At 66.4% G+C, this 15,280-nt stretch carries 14 protein-coding genes; 10 read left to right on the forward strand and 4 right to left on the reverse strand.

Annotation, left to right across the window (positions count from 1 at the left end):
* Positions 1-36 precede the first annotated feature (36 nt).
* The 5 genes from mnmC (at position 37) to AYB31_RS10730 (ending at position 4,420) form a co-directional block, all read left to right on the forward strand.
* The gene (mnmC, locus tag AYB31_RS10710; protein WP_068828464.1) at positions 37-1,992 is read left to right on the forward strand and encodes a bifunctional tRNA (5-methylaminomethyl-2-thiouridine)(34)-methyltransferase MnmD/FAD-dependent 5-carboxymethylaminomethyl-2-thiouridine(34) oxidoreductase MnmC; all 1,956 of its coding nucleotides are present in this window, start codon (positions 37-39) and stop codon (positions 1,990-1,992) included.
* A 102-nt stretch (positions 1,993-2,094) separates the two neighbouring features.
* Positions 2,095-2,361: a metal-sensing transcriptional repressor gene (locus AYB31_RS10715; RefSeq protein ID WP_068828466.1), complete on the forward strand. Its 267-nt coding sequence runs from the start codon at positions 2,095-2,097 to the stop codon at positions 2,359-2,361.
* 66 nt (positions 2,362-2,427) lie between these two features.
* Positions 2,428-2,970 carry a rhodanese-like domain-containing protein gene (locus AYB31_RS10720; RefSeq protein ID WP_082805271.1) on the forward strand — a complete coding sequence of 181 codons (543 nt, stop codon included), beginning with the start codon at positions 2,428-2,430 and terminating at the stop codon, positions 2,968-2,970.
* The gene (locus AYB31_RS10725) at positions 2,970-3,725 is read left to right on the forward strand and encodes a sulfite exporter TauE/SafE family protein (RefSeq protein ID WP_068828468.1); all 756 of its coding nucleotides are present in this window, start codon (positions 2,970-2,972) and stop codon (positions 3,723-3,725) included. Before AYB31_RS10720 ends, AYB31_RS10725 begins: the two co-directional genes overlap by 1 nt.
* 2 nt (positions 3,726-3,727) lie before the next feature.
* A complete protein-coding gene (locus tag AYB31_RS10730) occupies positions 3,728-4,420 on the forward strand; it encodes an MBL fold metallo-hydrolase (RefSeq protein WP_068828470.1) in 693 nt (230 codons plus the stop codon).
* 5 nt (positions 4,421-4,425) lie between these two features.
* Here AYB31_RS10730 and AYB31_RS10735 read toward each other — a convergent pair whose 3' ends face one another.
* Positions 4,426-4,878 (reverse strand): MarR family winged helix-turn-helix transcriptional regulator, encoded by a 453-nt coding sequence (locus AYB31_RS10735; protein ID WP_442961805.1) that lies wholly within the window; start codon positions 4,876-4,878, stop codon positions 4,426-4,428.
* A gap of 125 nt (positions 4,879-5,003) precedes the next feature.
* Here AYB31_RS10735 and AYB31_RS10740 point away from each other — a divergent pair, with 125 nt between their 5' ends.
* The 5 genes from AYB31_RS10740 to AYB31_RS10760 all read left to right on the forward strand — a co-directional run bounded on the left by AYB31_RS10740 (position 5,004) and on the right by AYB31_RS10760 (position 12,909).
* Entirely contained in the window at positions 5,004-6,773 is a 1,770-nt protein-coding gene (locus tag AYB31_RS10740; protein ID WP_068828473.1) for an N-acetylglutaminylglutamine amidotransferase, read from the forward strand.
* A 62-nt stretch (positions 6,774-6,835) separates the two neighbouring features.
* The gene (gene ngg / locus AYB31_RS10745) at positions 6,836-8,572 is read left to right on the forward strand and encodes an N-acetylglutaminylglutamine synthetase (protein ID WP_068828480.1); all 1,737 of its coding nucleotides are present in this window, start codon (positions 6,836-6,838) and stop codon (positions 8,570-8,572) included.
* Positions 8,573-8,623: 51 nt separating this feature from the next.
* Positions 8,624-9,820: an osmoprotectant NAGGN system M42 family peptidase gene (locus AYB31_RS10750; RefSeq protein ID WP_068828482.1), complete on the forward strand. Its 1,197-nt coding sequence runs from the start codon at positions 8,624-8,626 to the stop codon at positions 9,818-9,820.
* Between the two features lie 77 nt (positions 9,821-9,897).
* On the forward strand, positions 9,898-12,651 hold the full coding sequence (locus AYB31_RS10755; RefSeq protein ID WP_068828484.1) for a hybrid sensor histidine kinase/response regulator: 2,754 nt from the start codon (positions 9,898-9,900) through the stop codon (positions 12,649-12,651).
* 27 nt (positions 12,652-12,678) lie between these two features.
* Positions 12,679-12,909 (forward strand): YheU family protein, encoded by a 231-nt coding sequence (locus AYB31_RS10760; RefSeq protein WP_068828486.1) that lies wholly within the window; start codon positions 12,679-12,681, stop codon positions 12,907-12,909.
* A 15-nt stretch (positions 12,910-12,924) separates the two neighbouring features.
* Here AYB31_RS10760 and AYB31_RS10765 read toward each other — a convergent pair whose 3' ends face one another.
* The 3 genes from AYB31_RS10765 to AYB31_RS10775 all read right to left on the reverse strand — a co-directional run bounded on the left by AYB31_RS10765 (position 12,925) and on the right by AYB31_RS10775 (position 15,063).
* Positions 12,925-13,257 (reverse strand): YnfA family protein, encoded by a 333-nt coding sequence (locus tag AYB31_RS10765; RefSeq protein WP_068828488.1) that lies wholly within the window; start codon positions 13,255-13,257, stop codon positions 12,925-12,927.
* A gap of 149 nt (positions 13,258-13,406) precedes the next feature.
* The gene (locus tag AYB31_RS10770) at positions 13,407-13,835 is read right to left on the reverse strand and encodes a hypothetical protein (protein WP_068828489.1); all 429 of its coding nucleotides are present in this window, start codon (positions 13,833-13,835) and stop codon (positions 13,407-13,409) included.
* Positions 13,836-13,902: 67 nt separating this feature from the next.
* Positions 13,903-15,063 (reverse strand): MFS transporter, encoded by a 1,161-nt coding sequence (locus tag AYB31_RS10775; RefSeq protein WP_068828491.1) that lies wholly within the window; start codon positions 15,061-15,063, stop codon positions 13,903-13,905.
* Positions 15,064-15,280: the final 217 nt, after the last annotated feature.

Here is a 15,280-nt window from a genome sequence, read left to right on the forward strand (position 1 = left end):
CCGCTACAATGCGCGCCTGTCTGCCAGGGTGCTCCGATGTCCGAATCCCCCACTGCCCAGCTCGACTGGGACGCACAAGGTCAACCGCTGTCACGCCAGTTCGGCGATGTGTACTTCTCCCGCGAAGACGGTCTGGGCGAAACCCGCCATGTATTCCTCGACGGCAACGACCTGGCCGCGCGCTTTGCCGCCCTGCCTGCGGGCGGGCGCCTGATCATCGGCGAAACCGGCTTCGGCACCGGCACCAACTTCCTCTGCACCTGGCAACTGTTCGACCAGTTGGCGCCGGCCGACGCCCAGTTGCATTTCGTCAGCGTCGAGAAATACCCGCTGAGCGTCGCCGACCTGAGCCGCGCCCTGGCCCTGTGGCCGGAGCTGGCGCCCTGGGCCGAACAGCTGCAGGAGCAATACGTGGCCCTCCATGCCGGTTTCCAGCGCCTGCTCCTGGCCGGCGGCCGCGTGGTGCTGACCCTGCTGATCGGCGATGCCCTGGACATGCTGCCGCAGCTGGATGCGCGCATCGATGCCTGGTTCCTCGATGGTTTCGCCCCGAGCAAGAACCCCGACATGTGGACGGCCGAGCTGTTCGCGCAGCTGGCCCGGCTCTCAGCCCCCGGCGCCAGCCTGGCTACCTTCACCAGCATGGGCGATGTGCGCCGCGGTCTTATCGCCGCTGGCTTCGCCATGCGCAAGCGCCCCGGCTACGGCAAGAAATGGGAAGTGCTCTGCGGCCACTTTGCTGGCACGCCCGCGAAAGCCAGCAATCCCTGGTACGCCCGCCCGCCTGCACACCCGCGCCAACGCGAGGCGCTGGTGATCGGCGCCGGCCTGGCCGGCTGCGCCACGGCCGCCAGCCTGGCGGCGCGCGGCTGGCAGGTGACTCTGCTGGAGCGCCACGCAGAGGTCGCCCAGGAAGCCTCCGGCAATCCCCAGGGCGTGCTCTATCTCAAGCTTTCCGCGCACGGCACCGCCCTCTCGCAACTCGTCGTGGCCGGTTTCGGCCACACCCGCCGCCAGTTGCAACGCCTGCAGCAAGGTCGCGACTGGGCCGCCTGCGGCGTGCTGCAACTGGCCTTCGACGACAAGGAGGCGCAGCGTCAGGCCAAGCTCGGCGCAGCCTTCCCCCGCGAACTGCTACAACCACTGGATCGCTCGCAGGCCGAGGCCGTTTCCGGTGTCAGCCTGCCTGCCGGCGGGCTGTTCTACCCGGAGGCCGGCTGGGTCCATCCGCCGGCGCTGTGCCAGGCGCTGGCGGAGCATCCGCGCATCCGCCTGCAACTGCACAGCGAGGCTGTCGAGCTGCGCCGGGTCGACGGCCGCTGGCAGGCCCTGAACGATGGCCGGGTGCTGGCTGAAGCCCCGGTGGTGGTACTGGCCGGCGCCGCCGAGGTACGGCGTTTCGCCGCCGAACTGCCGCTCAAACGCATCCGCGGGCAGATCAGCCGTCTGCCGCAAACCCCGGCCAGCGCGGCCCTGAGCTGCGTGCTCTGCGCCGAGGGCTACGTGGCACCGGCACGCGATGGCGAGCACACCCTGGGCGCCAGCTTCGATTTCCAGAGCGACGACCTCACCCCCACCCAGGGCGAACACGCGAGCAACCTGCAGCTGCTGCAAGACATTTCCCGCGAACTCGCCGAACGCATGCAGGCCGGCGATCTGGACCCTGCACAACTGCAAGGCCGTGCCGCCTTCCGCTGCACCAGCCCCGACTACCTGCCCATCGTCGGCCCGCTGGCCGACGCCGAAGCCTTCGCCAGCGCCTATGCGGTGCTGGCCAAGGACGCGCGCCAGGTACCGGACATCCCCTGCCCCTGGCGTGAAGGCCTGTACGTCAACAGCGGTCACGGCTCGCGCGGCCTGATCAGCGCCCCGCTGAGCGGCGAACTGCTGGCCGCCTGGCTCAACGACGAGCCGCTGCCGTTACCGCGCAGCGTGGCCGAGGCCTGCCACCCCAACCGCTTCGTCCTGCGCAAACTGATCCGCAACAGCTGAGCGCAGCAGAGGCCTGACGACCAACGGACTTGCATCCGCTCACGCCCGCAAACATACTCCCCCCAGTAATAGATACCCCACCGGGTATACAGGAGAGTCACCATGAGCACCCCGAACTCGCAGCAACAGGACGCCATGCTCAAACGCCTGGCCCGCGTCGAAGGGCAGATTCGCGGCATCCAGGCCATGATCAGGCGCGGCGAGGAATGCGAGGCCATCGCCCAGCAGTTTTCCGCCGCACGCAAGGCGCTGGATAAGGCCTACCAGGAAATGCTCGCCTGCCTGCTGGAGGAAACCATGCTCGATCCCGAGCGCGACGACGCCGAAACCCTGGCCAGGGTGCGGGCAATCTTCACCAAGTACACCTGAATAACCAGTTCTGCCCTGCTGCGGGTCGCTGGTACGTAGCACCAATACTCCAAGGGAGTACCCGAAATGACCGACAACATCTGCCTGATCGATGCACCGCGCTTTGCCAGCGTGCGCCAGCAGGGCCATGTACGCTTCCTCATCGACGTGCGCAGCCCTGCCGAATTCCGCGCCCAGCATGTGGCCGGCGCACGCAATGTGCCGCTCGACCAGCTCAACCCGGAGTCACTGGTTACCCAGCTACGCCGGGAAGGACTGCAAAGCGGCGACGAGCTCTATCTGATCTGTCAAAGCGGCCAACGTGCTCGCCGCGCCGCCGAGCAACTGCAGCGCCTGCTACCGGGCGTGCAGGTAATCGATGGCGGCACCCAGGCCTGCGTCGCCTGCGGCCTACCCACCGAACAGGCTGCCAGCGGCGTGATCAGCATCCAGCGCCAGGTGCAGATCAGCGCCGGCAGCCTGGTACTGCTCGGCGTCGCCCTCGGCACCTGGCTGCATCCTGGCTGGTACGGCCTGGCCGCTTTCGTCGGCGCCGGCCTGACCTTCGCCGGCCTGAGCAATACCTGTGGCATGGCCCTGCTGCTCGCCCGCATGCCCTGGAACCGTTGATGGAGATCTTGCTGCTGGAAGCGCTGGGCATCGGTGCCGTGCTCGGCCTGCTGCTGGGCCTGACTGGCGCCGGTGGCTCCCTGGTGGCCCTGCCGCTGCTGCTCAGTTTGCACCTGCCGCTGCGCGACGCCATCGGCGTCAGCCTCGGTGCCGTGGCCCTCACCGCCCTGATAGGCGCCGTACCACGCGCCTATCAAGGCCAGGTGGCCTGGCGGCCGGTACTGTTGCTGGCGATCGCGGGATTGCCCGGCAATGCGCTCGGCCAGTGGCTCGGCCGGCAGATTCCCGAGGCCGTGCTGATTCTCGGCTTCTGCGCCCTGGTGCTGTGGACCGCCTGGCGCATGTGGCGCAGCTCCTGCCAGGTACGCAGCGGCAGTGGCCCGTTACGCAGCCTGCCGCTGGTGCTGATCGGCCTGGCCGTGGGCGTGTTCTCCGGCCTGATGGGCGTCGGCGGCGGTTTTCTGGTGGTGCCGGCACTGTTGGCGTTCACGCCACTGAGCATGCTGGCCGCCACCGCCACCTCCATGGCGGTGATCGCGCTGGTCTCCGGCGGTGGCTTCCTCTTTTATTTGAGCGGCGCGCAGCCCTCGCTGCCCCTGCTGGCCGGCCTGGCTCTTGGCGGCGCGGCCGGTGTGCTGGCTGGCAACGGCCTGGCCCAACGCCTGGGTGGCCAACTGCTGCAACGCCTGTTCGCCCTAATGCTGGTGGCAGTCAGCCTGAGCCTGGCCGCGCAGAAACTCTTCACAGGAGCCTGATCATGCTATTTCGCCAACTCTTCGATGCCGACAGCTCGACCTACAGCTACCTGCTGGCCGACAGCGGCGAAGCGCTGCTGATCGACCCGGTAAAGGACAAGCTCGACGACTACCTGCGCCTGCTCAGCGAACTGCAACTGCGCCTGGTGCTGGCCGTGGACACCCATACCCACGCCGACCACATCACCGCCCTCGGCGAGTTGCGTACGGCCACCGGCTGTCGCAGCGGCTTCGGCCAGGAAAGTGGCAGCGCCTGCGCCAGCTTCACCTTCAGGGACGGCGAGTGCCTGGGCTTCGGCGCACGCGAGTTGATCGCCTGGCACACGCCAGGCCATACCGACGACTCCTACTGTTTCCTGCTGCCGGCCGATGCGCAGCGGCCGGCCCGGGTCTTCACCGGCGACACCCTGCTGATTCGCGGCACCGGCCGCACCGACTTCCAGAATGGCGATGCCCGCGCCCAGTGGCAGAGCCTGCAGCGCCTGCTGAGCCTGCCCGGCGAGACCGAGGTCTGCCCCGGCCACGATTACCGGGGCTGGACCCGCTCCAGCATTGCCGAGGAAGCCGCGCACAATCCGCGCCTGCAGGTGGCCGATGTCGAGGCCTACGTCGAGCTGATGAACAACCTCAAACTACCCAATCCGAAGCTGATGGATATCGCCGTACCGGCCAATCGTGGCTGCGGCCTCGGCTGAAATAGTCAGTCGGCCTCGCCGCACAGCTCGGCCACCCGCAACAACGCCGCGGTCAGGCTGTGGCGTTCCCACTCCGGTAGCGCGGCAAAGGCCGTGCGCAAAGCCGGCGGCAGCAAAGGCGGCGCCTCAGCCAGCAGCGCGCGACCAGCATCGCTGGTCGCCAGCCACTGGCGGCGACGATCCTGATCGTCGCGCTGACGCAGTAGCAGACCGCGCTCTTCCAAACGCTCCAGCATGCCCGACAGCGTCGCGGCACTGAGGCTGACCCTGCCACTCAGCTCGCTGGCGGTCAGTCGTACCTCGCCATCGAGCACCCGCAGAATCATCAACTGCATCGGCGTCAGCCCACCGAAGCGCGCCAGGCGCTTGGCATGCACTTCGCCGGCCTGCTGCAGGCGGCGCATGGCACGAAACAGGGCCGGCTCGAAAGCCGACAAATCACATTCAGTAGGAATCATTTTTTCTGTCACAAACAGGGTTTTATCGGAAATAAAACTTTGACATCAAAGCATTATTTTGTTTTGGTGTAAAAGGATTCGTCATAGGACGGACACCTCCCCAACGGCAAAACCGGTAAGGATATATGTGCGGAATCGCTGGAGAAATACGCTTCGACCAACGCCCGGCCGACCTGGCCGCCATCGAGAAAATTACTCATCATCTGGCCCCTCGCGGCCCTGACGCCTGTGGCTTCCACAGCAGCGGGCAAATGGCCTTCGGCCACCGCCGGCTGAAGATCATGGATCTGGAGCCCGCCTCCGGCCAGCCCATGATCGATCACCAGCTGGGCCTGTCCATGGTGTTCAACGGCGCCATCTACAACTACCCCGAGCTGCGCGCCGAGCTACAGACCCTGGGCTACCAGTTCCACTCCGACGGCGACACCGAGGTACTGCTCAAGGGCTATCACGCCTGGGGCGAGAACCTGCTGCCGAAACTCAACGGCATGTTCGCCTTCGCCATCTGGGAGCGCGACCGCGAACGTCTGTTCCTGGCCCGCGACCGTCTCGGCATCAAGCCACTGTACATGAGTCAGGACGGCGCCCGCCTGCGCTTCGCCTCGACTCTGCCGGCCCTGCTGCAGGGCGGCGGCATCGACACCAGCCTGGACCCGGTGGCGCTCAACCACTACCTCAACTTCCACGCCGTGGTGCCGGCGCCGCGCACCCTGCTCAGTGGTGTGGAAAAACTGCCGCCGGCCACCTGGCTGCGCGTCGAGGCCGACGGTAGCCGCGAACAGCACTGCTGGTGGCAACTGCAGTTCGGCCCGCAGCGCGACGAAGTGCCGTACGAACTGAACGACTGGCGCGATCTGGTGCTCGACGGCCTGCGCGAAGCGGTGAGCATTCGCCAGCGCGCGGCAGTGGATGTCGGCGTGCTGCTCTCCGGCGGGGTGGACTCCAGCCTGCTGGTCGGTCTGCTGCGTGAGGCCGGGGTCGACAACCTCTCGACCTTTTCCATCGGTTTCGAGGATGCCGGCGGCGAGCGCGGCGACGAGTTCCACTACTCCGACCTGATCGCCAACCACTACGGCACCCGCCACCATCAGCTGCGCATCGGCGAGCACGAGATCATCGAGCGCCTGCCCGAGGCCTTCCGCGCCATGAGCGAGCCGATGGTCAGCCACGACTGCATCGCCTTCTACCTGCTGTCGCGTGAAGTATCCAAGCACTGCAAGGTGGTACAGAGCGGCCAGGGCGCCGACGAGCTGTTCGCCGGCTACCACTGGTACCCGCAGGTGGATGGCGCGCAAGACCCTTACGCGGCCTACCGCGCGGCCTTCTTCGACCGCGACCACGCCGAGCTGCTGGAAACCCTGCAGCGCAAGTGGCAGGGCGAGGACTGGGCCGGCGAGTTCGTCCGCGAGCACTTCGCCATGCCCGGCGCCGCCGCGCCGGTGGACAAAGCCCTGCGCCTGGACAGCACCATCATGCTGGTCGACGACCCAGTCAAGCGGGTCGACAACATGACCATGGCCTGGGGCCTGGAGGCCCGTGTGCCGTTCCTCGACTATCGCCTGGTCGAACTGTCGGCGCGCATCCCCGGCCGTTTCAAGCTGCCCGACGGCGGCAAGCAGGTGCTCAAGGAAGCGGCGCGCCAGGTGATCCCCCACGAGGTGATCGACCGCCCCAAAGGCTATTTCCCGGTCCCTGGTCTCAAGCACCTGGAAGGCGCCACCCTCGGCTGGGTGCGCGACCTGCTGCTCGACCCGGGCCAGGATCGCGGCCTGTTCGAACCGGCCATGCTCGATCGCCTGCTCAGCGATCCGCGCGGCCAACTCACTCCACTGCGCGGCTCCAAGTTGTGGCAGTTGGCCGCGCTCAACCTCTGGCTCAGCGAACACGGCCTGTAAGGAGCGGCGGCGCTAGCGCGTCGCCGCCCTCGACCGCAGAACAACGACCAAGGAGCTTCACCATGCGTGCCACCGCCTACAACCAACGCCTGCTGCGCGGCCAACCGCCTTCCTACCAGCGCATGCAGGCCCATCTGGCCAAGGACGGCAGCGAGCAGGGCCAGCCGCAGCATATTCACTGCGGCTGGGGCCGCCTGCTGATCGGCCAGACCTACCCGGACGCCGCCGCCCTGGCCGCCGAGCTGCAGAACGAGCGACCCGGCGAACGCGATATCGCGCTGTACGTGGCGGCGCCGCAACAGGTGCTGGCCCAGGCGCCGCAGCAGCTGTTCCTCGACCCGTCCGACACCCTGCGCCTGTGGTTCACCGACTACCGCCCGGCACACCGCAGCTTCCGCGGCTTCCATATCCGCCGGGTGCAGAACGAGGCCGACTGGGACGCCGTCAACTGCCTGTACCTGCAGCGCGGCATGCTGCCAGTCGACGTCAACCACCTCACCCCGCGTGAAGAAGGCGGCCCCAGCTACTGGCTGGCCGAGGACGAAAGCAGCGGCCAGATCATCGGCACGGTAATGGGCCTCAACCACCTCAAGGCCTTCGCCGACCCGGAAGGCGGCAGCAGCCTGTGGTGCCTGGCCGTGGCACCGGACTGCCAGCGCCCAGGCGTGGGCGAGGCGTTGGTACGCCACCTGATCGAGCACTGCATGAGCCGCGGCCTGAGCTATCTGGACCTGTCGGTACTGCACGACAACCTGCAGGCCAAGGCGTTGTACGCCAAGCTGGGCTTTCGCGACCTGCAGACCTTCGCCATCAAACGGCGCAACGGCATCAACCAGGCACTGTTCCTCGGCCCCGGCCCGGAGGCCGAGCTCAACCCCTATGCGCGGATCATCGTCGACGAGGCTCAGCGCCGCGGCATCGAGGTGCAGGTGAGCGACGCCGAGGCCGGCCTGTTCACCCTCAGCCACGGCGGGCGGCGCATTCGCTGCCGCGAGTCGCTGTCGGACCTGACCAGCGCAGTCAGCATGACCCTGTGCCAGGACAAGCGCCTGACCCACCGTGCCTTCGCCCGCGCCGGCCTGAAGCAACCGGCCCAGCGCCTGGCCGGCGACGCCGAGAGCAACGCCGCGTTCCTCGCCGAGCACGGCAGTGTGGTGGTCAAGCCGGTGGACGGCGAACAGGGCCAGGGCGTGGCCGTCGACCTGCGTGGCCACGAGGAACTGGAGGACGCCATCACCCGCGCCCGCCAGTTCGACAGCCGCGTGCTGCTGGAGAGCTATCACCCGGGCTTCGACCTGCGCATCGTGGTGATCGGCTATGAAGTAGTCGCCGCCGCCATTCGCCACCCGGCCACCGTGGTCGGCGATGGTGTGCACAGCATCGGTGCGCTTATCGAGACCCAGAGCCGTCGGCGTCAGGCCGCCACCGGCGGCGAGAGCCGCATCCCGCTGGACGCCGAAACCCAGCGCACCCTGCACGACGCCGGCTACGACTACTCCAGCGTATTGGATGCCGGGCAGCGCCTGGCCGTGCGCAAGACCGCCAACCTGCACACCGGCGGCACCCTGGAAGACGTCACCGGCATCCTCCACCCGCAGCTGGCCGAAGCCGCGGTGCAGGCGGCGCGAGCGCTGGAAATTCCGGTGGTCGGCCTGGACCTGCTGGTGCCGGCAGCCGACCAACCCGAGTACGTGCTGATCGAAGCCAACGAGCGGGTCGGCCTGGCCAACCACGAGCCGCAGCCGACCGCCGAGCGCTTCGTCGATCTGCTGTTTCCGCTCAGCCGCCCGCACCCCTGAATACTCTCCCGCTCCCAGCCGGGAGCGGGAATGCCTCCTTGAGGAGCTGCCATGTCGCAACTACCCGAACCCGATCTCGCCTACCTGCGCCAGGTGCTGCTGGAGATGCTGGCCATCCCCAGCCCCACCGGCTTCACCGACACCATCGTGCGCTACGTCGCCGAGCGCCTCAACGAGCTGGGCATCCCCTATGAGCTGACCCGCCGCGGCACCATTCGCGCCACGCTCAAGGGCCGCCGCTACAGCCCGGATCGCGCCGTGTCGGCCCACCTCGACACCATCGGCGCCAGCGTGCGCGGCATCCAGGACAACGGCCGCCTGAGCCTGGCGCCGATCGGCTGCTGGTCGAGCCGCTTCGCCGAGGGCAGCCGGGTCAGCCTGTTCACCGACAAAGGCGTGCTGCGCGGCAGTGTGCTGCCGCTGCTGGCCTCCGGGCATGCCTTCAATACCGCCGTGGATCAGCTGCCAGTGAGCTGGGACCATATCGAACTGCGCCTGGATGCCATCACCGAGAACCGCGAGCAGACCCAGGCCCTGGGCGTGGAAGTCGGCGATTTCATCGCCTTCGACCCGCTGCCCGAGTTCACCGAAAGTGGCTACATCAGCTCGCGCCACCTGGACGACAAGGCCGGCGCCGCCGCCCTGCTCACCGCGCTCAAGGGCGTAGTGGAAAGCGGCCTGGAGCCGGCCATCGACTGCCACCCGCTGTTCACCATCACCGAGGAGGTCGGCTCCGGCGCTGCCGCCGCCCTGCCCTGGGACGTCAGCGAGTTCGTCGGCATCGACATCGCCCCGGCCGCACCCGGTCAGCAATCCAGCGAACACGCGGTCAGCGTGGCCATGCAGGACTCCGGAGGGCCCTACGATTACCACCTGTCACGTCACCTGCTGAAGCTGGCGTCGGAGCAGGACATTCCGGTGCGCCGCGACCTGTTCCGCTACTACCACAGCGATGCGCAGTCGGCGGTGACCGCCGGCCATGACATCCGCACCGCCCTGCTGGCCTTCGGCTGCGACGCCACCCACGGCTACGAACGCACCCATATCGACAGCCTGGCCGCTCTCAGCCGCCTGCTCGGCGCCTACCTGCTCAGCCCGCCGGTATTCGCCAGCGACGCGCAGCCGGCCAAGGAACAGTCGCTGGAGCGCTTCAGCCACCAGATCGAGCACGACACCCAGCTGGGCAGCGATACGCAGGTGCCGACCCTGGAGAGCGTGCTGGGCACTCGTCCGACGCCAGAAGAATGAGTCCGCCTCGCGCTTGAAGCCGATCACGAATCTGGGCAATAGTGCTGGCAACAAATAAAAGACCCTGAGGTCGGCGAATGCCTCGCTTGTGTCTGGCTGTATTGTTGCTCTGCCTGAGCGGATCACTGTGGGCGCTGACCCCGGCTCCGCTGGATCACGACGAATTACGCCTGTCGCTAGCCCCCTATGTCGGTTATTACGAGGATCGCGCCGGCAGCCTGGACGCTGCCACGGTGCTGAACCTGGCCGACAGCGCATTCAAACCGGTTCACGGCGACAACGCCAACCTGGGCAAGAACGCCTCCGTCTGGTGGTTCAAGGTACGCCTGGCCAACAGTCGGCCGCAGCCACTGGCCGGTTTTCTCGAAGTCAACTACGCCCTGCTCGACCACCTCGACCTCTTCGTGCCGGGCCAGGACGGCCAGCTGCAACACCAACGCAGCGGCGACACCTTCGCCTTCGACCAGCGCCCGGTGCGGGTGCGCAATTTCTGGTTCCCCCTCGAACTGCCCCCCGGCGACAACACCCTGTTGCTGCGGGTGGAGAGCAGCAGCACCATCTTCGTGCCGCTGTATTTCAGCACCTATGCCGCCAGCGCCGCCGCGCAGGAAACCCTGACCAGTTTCAACGGCGCCTACTACGGCGTGCTGTTCGCCATGTTCGTGTACAACCTGTTCCTCTTCGTATCGCTGCGCGAACGGGCCTATTTCTGGTACCTGGTGTACATCTTCAACGTCGGCCTGCTCGCCACCAGCATCGATGGCCTGCTGTTCAAGCTACTGCCCGATCAGGTGGCCCTGCAGTCGGTCAGCATCTACATCCTGATGTTCCTGCATAGCCTCACCGCCATGCAGTTCAGTCGCCACTTCCTCAGCCTCCCTCAACACTTCCCGCGCCTGGATCGCGGCATGCGCCTGCTGATGCTGGGCACGGTCGGCTGCCTGCTGTCGGTGCCGCTGATCGGCATGGCCGCCTGGAGCATCCTCTCCAGCCTGGTAGTGCTGGGCACCTCGCTGTGCCTGCTGCTCGCCGGCATCTATGCCTGGCGCAGCGGCCTGCGTCACGGTTCCTACTACGTACTGGCCTGGAGCGTGCTGCTGGTGGCTTTCATGCTGGTCACCAGTGCCTCGCTGGGCACGGAGTTCTTCGGCATCTACAGCTCGGCCATCGTCAAGGCGGGCGTGGCCATCGAGTTGCTGACCCTCTCGCTCGGCCTGGCCGATCGCATCAACATGCTCAAGGAAGAGGGCTATCGCTCGCGCGAAGCCGCCTCCCGCGCCGACCTGGAGAACCAGGCCAAGAGCCGCTTCCTGGCCAAGATGAGTCATGAGATCCGCACCCCGCTGAACGGTGTACTGGGCATGCTGCAGCTGCTGCGGGGCACGCCACTGGACAGCCACCAGCGCGTCTACGTGGAGACCATCAGCAGCTCCGGCAACACCCTGATGACGGTGATCAACGACATCCTCGACTATGCCCGCATCGAGTCGGGCAAGCTGAACCTGGAACAGATCGACTTCGATCTGGAGCAGCTGCTGTCCGAGACGCTGATGCTGTTCAGCGCCCAGGCCGTGGAGAAACGACTGCGACTCTACATCCGCGTGGAAGGCGGCGTGCCGCAATGCATCTCGGGTGACCCGACCCGACTCAAACAGGTGCTGATGAACCTGCTGGGCAATGCCATGAAGTTCACTGAACAGGGGCATGTGGCCCTCACCGTCAGCCGGCGCAGCGACAGCCATGGACATGCGCACCTGGTTTTCGCCGTGGCGGATAGCGGTATCGGCATCAGCGAATCCACCCGCAGTCAGCTCTTCAAATCCTTCTCTCAGGGCGACTCCAGCACCACCCGACGCTACGGGGGGAGCGGTCTGGGCCTGGCCATCTGCAAGGAGCTGGTGGAACTGATGGGCGGGGGCATCGAGGTACAGAGCACACCAGGCCAGGGCTCGCGTTTCGCCTTCGATATTCCCCTGCAGGCGGCCAGCAGCAGCGACGAAGAACTCGCCAAGCTGCTCGCCAATCAGACGGCCCTGCTCTGTTCCATGGACAGCCAGGGCCTGGACTGCCTCGGCCACCTGCTGGGTCGCTGGGGCATGCGCACCCAGCACTGCCGCGATCCCGAGCGCCTGCGCAAAGATCTCGATGAATTCACCGCGCCGCCGCTGCTGGTGCTGATGGAGCCCTGGCCAGGCCTCGGCAGTCACTGTCTGGACAACCTGCGCCCGTACCTGCAGCCGGGGCAGCGCATCCTCCTGCTCAATGCAGCCGGGCAACATCAAGCGCTGCCCGACAGCCAAGGCCTGTATCTGCACAGCCTGCCGCTGCCACTCTCGCTGGTGGCACTACGCGCAAGCCTACACGAGCTCTACAGCGAGCGCCAAGCCCTGCCGACCAGCAGCAACGCCACTGCGAGCCAGACACCTGGGCAGACACCCTGCATCCTGGTGGCCGAGGACAACAAGGTGAACCAGCAGGTGGTACAGGGCATGCTCAAGAGCCGCGGCTATCAGGTGCGTCTGGTCGGCGACGGGCAATCTGTGGTCGATGAATATCGGCGCAATCCGAACGCCATTCAGCTGATCCTGATGGACTGCGAAATGCCTGAACTGGATGGCCTGGAAGCTACCCGGCAGATTCGCCGCCTGGAGTACAACCGGCAGTTAGCGGCGGTACCGATCATTGCCCTAACCGCGCATATTCTCGACGAACACCGCCAGCGGAGCCTGCAGGCCGGCATGAACGACTTCCTCGGCAAGCCGCTGGATAGCCAGCAGTTGTTCGCCCTGCTCGACCATTACCTGCTCGCCGAGGCGCACGCGACCGATTAGCATGATCGCCCGCCAACAGGAGCTCCCATGCTGATTCCCCACCAGATGCTCGAAGCCGAGACCCTGACCCGCTTGCTGGAAGACTTCGTCACCCGCGAGGGCACCGACAATGGCGACGACACGCCACTGGACATCCGTGTCGAGCGGGCCCGCCGGGCCTTGGAAAAAGGCCAGGCCGTGATCGCCTTCGACCCGGACAGCCAGCAATGCCAACTGATGCTGCGCGAGGAAGTGCCCAAGGAGTGGCTGGAGCAGTAACCAGCCTCTGCGGCCTCAGTGACTGGCGAAACGCGGACCGAGCAGAATGATGCCCGCCCCGGCCAGGCAAAACGCCGCCCCCAACCAGTTCGAAGCCAGCGGGCGAGCCCGCTCTATCACCCCGAGCCAGAGCAGCGACGCGACGATGTAGACACCGCCGTAGGCGGCATAGGCACGTCCGGCGTAGGCCGCCTCGACGCGGGTCAGCAACAGGGCGAACAGGCTCAGGCTGAGCAGGCCAGGCGCGATCCACCAGACGCTCTTGCCCAGGCGCAACCACATCCAGAAGGCGTAGCAGCCGGCGATCTCGAACAGCGCTGCGAGGAAGAACCAGAAGTAGTTGAGCATCGTACCTTCTTGAAGCAGATGTACCGATCTCGCGAGCTAGAGAAAAACAAGGAGAAAGCGGCTGAAGAAGCGCAGTTTACCTATGGTAAATGAGCATTCTGAAGCCGCTTTCGATACAGTTTTTCCGACGCGCAGCAGATCGGAATAGATCAGCCGCGCAGGCTGCCCTCGCGTTCCCATACGCAACGCATGCGCAGGTCTTCTTCCTGGGGGCTGTGGAAGCCGCTCTCGGACTCCCAGCGAAAGGTGTGCAGGCCGTTCAGTTCGGTTTCCAGATGGACCACCGCGTTGGCCCAGTACAGGCGCTTGAGCAGTGCCTCGAACTCCTGGACCCACAGGTTCCACTCGTACTCGACGGCCTGGTAGCTGGCGCCGAAATGGATCACCTGGGTCTGGTACAGGCCCGCGCCTTCGGCGCTGCAGCAGGAGAACATCTCGCGGCCGAGGAAGGGCCAGGCGTCGCCCTGGGGCAGTTGCGCCAGTACCCGCTGGTTGGTGGCGCGCCGCTGCAAGCGCTGCTCACGGTCACCGGACGGCCAGTCGCGGATACAGCCATAGACGATGGATTCGGACTCCACGCGGGTACTCCAGAAAGTGCAGGCTGCCTTCTAACACAGGGGCCGGCCGCTGCAAAGGAACCAGTCCCTATGTCGGCCGTTTCGGCGTGCGCAGTGCCCAGGCGAACAGAGTCATCAGCACGCCCAGACCGACCAGCACCATGAAGGGTGTACGGTAGTCGCCGGCCAGGTCGCGGCCAAGGCCGGTGAGGATCGGCGCCAGGCACGCCAGGCTGTAGCCGGCAAACAGCATCATCGCGGTCCAGCGACTGACCGCCAGCGGCGTGTGCACCTCGTACAACGGCAGCACCAGGGACAGGGCGAACGAGCCACTCAAGGCAAAGCCCAGCAGCACCGCCCACACCTCGGGCACCAGGGTTGGCTGGAAGGTGATCATGCTTACCCCCAGCGTGGTGCTCAGGCTGCAGACCAGCAGCAATGGCTGGCGCATATCGAAGCGCTGGGCCAGCCAGGGCAGCAGCCAGGCACTGGGCAGGCCGACCAGCATGAACAGGCTGAACAGGGCATTGCTGTGCAGCAGGCTCAACCCCGCCTCGTGGTAGCGCGCCACCAACCAGGTAGCCAGGGTGTAGAAGAAGCCAGCCTGGATGGCAAAGAAGCCGGTGACCAGCCAGGCCCGCGGCTCGCGCCAGGGCAAACCCTGTCGCTCACCGGGCTCTGCCGCTTCCGCACGGCTCGGCAGGCGCAGCCAGAGCAGCAGCGCCAGCAGCGCCGGCACGCACCAGGCGGCCAGGCTCAGACTCCAGTCATCGCCCAGGGCCTGAGTCAGCGGCACGGTCAGCACGGCGCCACCGGCACCGCCAATCGTCATGCTGAAGGAGTACCAGCCCACCACCTGCCCCACCCGCTCGCGGAAGTGGCGCTTGATGAAACCGGACAGCAGCGGACCGGCCACGGCGATGCCGGCCCCCAGCAGCACCGCGCTGCCGATCAGTACAACGGTGATATGCCCGCCCAGGCGCGCGAGCAGCGCCAGGGTGATCAGCGCCAGGCAGGCAGCGATGGTGCGTTCCAGACCGAAGCGCAGTGCCAGGCGCGGCGCCAGCGGTGCCAACAGGCCCATGCACAGCACCGGTAGCGCGGTGGTCAGACTGATCAGGCCACGACTGAGCGACAGCTCGGTGGCGATGCGTTCGATCAACGGGGCGAGAGAGGTAATACCGGGGCGCAGGTTGATCGCCGCTAGTATCAGCGCCAGCACCAGCAGGACCGGGGAAATGGGTTTCACAGCGGCTCCAGAGCTTCGACGGGCCGCCACCCTACTCCCGCCTCCACCGGCGGCGCAAGCTACAGTCAGAGAAAAACTGACCACAAGGACAGACTGTTGCCACTGCTAAAAAAGAGCCTGCCCACGCCTCGAACTCTGGGGTGGCGCTGTATATAGTGCTAACTCGTGTAACAGAAAAACTATAACTGATGCAGATGCACCGCCAAGCTGCCGCCAA

The sequence above is a fragment of the Pseudomonas sp. BMS12 genome, assembly GCF_001592875.1.
Lineage (GTDB): Bacteria > Pseudomonadota > Gammaproteobacteria > Pseudomonadales > Pseudomonadaceae > Aquipseudomonas.

Coding starts and splice junctions, on each gene's coding strand:
- AYB31_RS10715 (WP_068828466.1), top strand. CDS start 2,095: ATGAGCACCCCGAACTCGCAGCAACAGGACGCCATGCTCAAACGCCTG.
- AYB31_RS10730 (WP_068828470.1), top strand. CDS start 3,728: ATGCTATTTCGCCAACTCTTCGATGCCGACAGCTCGACCTACAGCTAC.
- ngg (WP_068828480.1), top strand. CDS start 6,836: ATGCGTGCCACCGCCTACAACCAACGCCTGCTGCGCGGCCAACCGCCT.
- AYB31_RS10750 (WP_068828482.1), top strand. CDS start 8,624: ATGTCGCAACTACCCGAACCCGATCTCGCCTACCTGCGCCAGGTGCTG.
- AYB31_RS10765 (WP_068828488.1), bottom strand. CDS start 13,257: ATGCTCAACTACTTCTGGTTCTTCCTCGCAGCGCTGTTCGAGATCGCC.
- AYB31_RS10755 (WP_068828484.1), top strand. CDS start 9,898: ATGCCTCGCTTGTGTCTGGCTGTATTGTTGCTCTGCCTGAGCGGATCA.
- AYB31_RS10725 (WP_068828468.1), top strand. CDS start 2,970: ATGGAGATCTTGCTGCTGGAAGCGCTGGGCATCGGTGCCGTGCTCGGC.
- mnmC (WP_068828464.1), top strand. CDS start 37: ATGTCCGAATCCCCCACTGCCCAGCTCGACTGGGACGCACAAGGTCAA.
- AYB31_RS10760 (WP_068828486.1), top strand. CDS start 12,679: ATGCTGATTCCCCACCAGATGCTCGAAGCCGAGACCCTGACCCGCTTG.
- AYB31_RS10740 (WP_068828473.1), top strand. CDS start 5,004: ATGTGCGGAATCGCTGGAGAAATACGCTTCGACCAACGCCCGGCCGAC.
- AYB31_RS10735 (WP_442961805.1), bottom strand. CDS start 4,878: ATGATTCCTACTGAATGTGATTTGTCGGCTTTCGAGCCGGCCCTGTTT.
- AYB31_RS10720 (WP_082805271.1), top strand. CDS start 2,428: ATGACCGACAACATCTGCCTGATCGATGCACCGCGCTTTGCCAGCGTG.